Raw genomic sequence first — 3,044 nt, forward strand, 5'->3', positions numbered from 1 at the left:
GACCTCAACGAGGTCCTGATCAGAGACGTCACCTCCACCTACGCATTCCGGGTCACCGGAGACTCCATGGAAGGAGCAGGGATCTACCACGGCGACGAAATCCTCGTGGACCGATCCATCACACCCAAATACGGTGATGTGGTGATCGCCGTCTACGACGACGAATTCACCGTCAAACGCCTACACGTCCACGACCACGGTGTGGTCCTCCACGCCGAGAACCCCGCCTATCCCGACATCACGATTCCCTCGATGACCCAGCTCCAGGTGTGGGGTGTGGTGACGTACTCGATCCACCATGTCCACTCCCGGAAACTGCACTAGCCGGGCCAAACAAGGTGGTAACCAGTGATTGCCTGGTAGACGTCAATAATTTCTACGCCTCCTGCGAGGCACTGTTCGAGCCCTCTCTGGCGGGTAAGCCGCTGGTGGTGCTGTCCAACAACGACGGATGTGTGGTCGCACGTTCCGCGGAGGCCAAGGCGCTGGGGATCAAGATGGGTGATCCCTGGTTCCAGCTGGCCGCCGACGCCAAACGCTGGGGGCTGATCAGACGCTCCTCCAACTACCAGCTCTACGCTGATCTGTCGGAGCGGGTGATGTTGCTGCTGGCCCGCCACGCGATGGGCCAGGAGGTGTACTCCATCGACGAATGCTTCCTCCTCCCCCCGGACGGCACCCCGGCCGAGCAGGTGCGGTGGGCCCGTCGGCTGCGCGCCACCGTGGCGCGCAATGTCGGGCTGCCCGTGAGCATCGGCATCGCACCCACCAAAACCCTTTGCAAGATCGTCACGGAAACCGCCAAGAAGCTCCCAGCCACCGGCGGAGTCGTCCACTGGGAGACCGCCCCAGAGGGGTACTGGGACCGGCTCATGACAGCATTGCCGGTCACCGAGGTCTGGGGGGTGGCCGGCAGGCTGGCCAAGCGCCTGGAGGCCCTGGGCATCGAGACCATCGCCCAGCTGCGCGATGCCGACCCGGTGGCTGTCCGACACCAGTTCTCCATCGTGCAGATGCGCACCGTCCTGGAGCTCAACGGCTTTTCAGCTATCCCTGTCGAAGAGGAAGTAGACAGCAAGCAACAGATTCTCGTGAGCCGGTCCTTCCCCGACCCCATCTGGGACCCAGAAATTGTCGGACAGGCTGTGGCCGAGTTCGCCCAGCGCGCCTCCCGCCGGCTGCGCAAGGAGGGGGAGGTGACCGGACGCTTCACCGTCTTTGCCAGCACCTCCCCGCACCGACCCGGACCGCCTCACAATGTCTCCGCCCACGTGCGCCTGGCTGCGCCCACCAACGAGCCGGCTCCTCTGGTGGCCGCCGCCCGGGCCGCCCTGACGCCCAAGCTGCTGCACGGGATGCAGTACATGCGCGCCGGCATCCTCTGCCTGGACCTCGCCGCCGAGGGTACCGTGCCTCTCCTGCCCGGTGTGGTCGAACAACCAGCACGCCTCGGTGAGCTGATCGACGCCGTGAACCGCCGCTTCGGCAGCGCCACCCTTGCCCTGGGCCAGCTCGGCACCCACTCCCCCGCCCCGTGGCGCAACCGTCAGGCTGACCTTTCCCCCAGCTACACCACCGACTGGGCAGAGCTACGCACGGTCAGTTGAACACCCATCACCGACCGCACCACCGTGGACCGGGCCCGCTTCTCCGTGTCCCCATGTGCACGGCCCAAAAAACACTTTCCGACAGGCCAGTGCCTATGTGACATAAAGACACGATGACATAAGGTAGTAGAGATAGTGACACATAGGCATTATGCCTATGTGTCACAGAAGCACTAATAGAAAGGCGGCTCCGGCATGGCTCCTCCGCTCACCATCGCAGTAGCTCAACAGAAGGGCGGGGTCGGTAAGACAACGACCACCGCCAACCTTGCCCACGCCGGCAGCCGCGCCGGCGCCCGAATCCTCGCTATCGACCTAGACCCCCAGGGCAACCTCACCCGCACCCTTTATGACCAGGACATACCCGAAGGTCAGCCCATCACCGCTGACGTGCTGACCGAAGAGGGGCCCGCTCCACTAGCCGACGTTATCGTGTCCACCGCATGGTCCGGGCTGGACCTGGCTCCGACCGTGGACCGGGATCTTGCCGCCGTAGAGCGGGACCTCACCCAGAATCCGCGTACCCCCGCCAGAGTGAAACTGCTGCACGATGCCATTCAGGCCAGCGAGGTCGCCGCAGGCTATGACGTCGTGCTCATCGACTGCCCACCCAATATTGGAGCCCTCACCCTGGCTGCATTGGCAGCCGCAGACCGCGTCCTGGCCGTCACTGAGCCCACCCTTTTCTCTGCCGACGCTCTCGTGGAAATCGAAGAAAGCGTGGCCCGGGTCCGACAGCACTACCAAGTGCCTGTGACGCTCTCCGCGGTGCTGGTCAACAAGTGGCGATCCAACGTCATCGAAGACCGGCACTGGCGGCTGTCCTTGGCCGAACAATTCGGGGACCTACTGCTAGACCCTCCGGTGCCCCAGCGCGTCATCATCAGCCGAGCCATTCAAGCCGGAGTATCCCTGAGCCAAATGGGCGCTGACGCCAAGCCGATCGTTGAACTCTATGACCGTCACTACCGGACCCTCACCTCCTAGGAGATCCCACGATGCCCACCCAGCATGCGCCCAAGGCTTCCCGTCGCCGCCGCAGTGGCGCAGACCCTATCGCCCCCACGGCACCGGAGCAGGAGAAGCCCGCTCCGACTCCCGAGCCAGCACACCAACCCGAAACGCAGCCGCAGCGTACAACGAACGCTGAGCAACGTGACCGCCTTCGCGTGACGGTGCCGAAGCCAATGCTCACCGAACTGAAAAGGGCCTACGTCGTCAACGCTGGCCCCGGAATCTCCTGGTCAGATTGGATCACCGGACTGCTCGCCACCTCCCTCGATGAACTGCACACCAAGTACGGCGTGGAAGAGTTCGTTGGCCCCGGAGTGCTCAGCCCAGGACGCCCACGCAGTCAATAGTCACGGTGCCTAAGTGTCACGGTGCCTAAGTGTCACGGTGCCTAAGTGTCACGGTGCCTAAGTGTCACGGTGCCTA

At 63.8% G+C, this 3,044-nt stretch carries 3 protein-coding genes; all 3 read left to right on the plus strand.

Features of this window, described 5'->3' with window-relative positions; all coding sequences use genetic code 11:
* Positions 1–324: LexA family transcriptional regulator (locus tag BJF77_RS00195; protein WP_075870937.1), on the plus strand; the 324-nt coding region annotated here is incomplete at its 5' end.
* Positions 325–338: 14 nt separating this feature from the next.
* Positions 339–1,607: a Y-family DNA polymerase gene (locus BJF77_RS00200; protein WP_075870938.1), complete on the plus strand. Its 1,269-nt coding sequence runs from the start codon at positions 339–341 to the stop codon at positions 1,605–1,607.
* Between the two features lie 195 nt (positions 1,608–1,802).
* The gene (locus tag BJF77_RS00205) at positions 1,803–2,594 is read left to right on the plus strand and encodes a ParA family protein (RefSeq protein WP_075870939.1); all 792 of its coding nucleotides are present in this window, start codon (positions 1,803–1,805) and stop codon (positions 2,592–2,594) included.
* Positions 2,595–3,044: the final 450 nt, after the last annotated feature.

The organism is Kocuria sp. CNJ-770 (assembly GCF_001942375.1).
Lineage (GTDB): Bacteria > Actinomycetota > Actinomycetes > Actinomycetales > Micrococcaceae > Kocuria > Kocuria oceani.

Bases quoted from the DNA above. Each gene is read 5' to 3' on its own strand.
- BJF77_RS00205 (WP_075870939.1), top strand. From the start codon at position 1,803: ATGGCTCCTCCGCTCACCATCGCAGTAGCTCAACAGAAGGGCGGGGTC.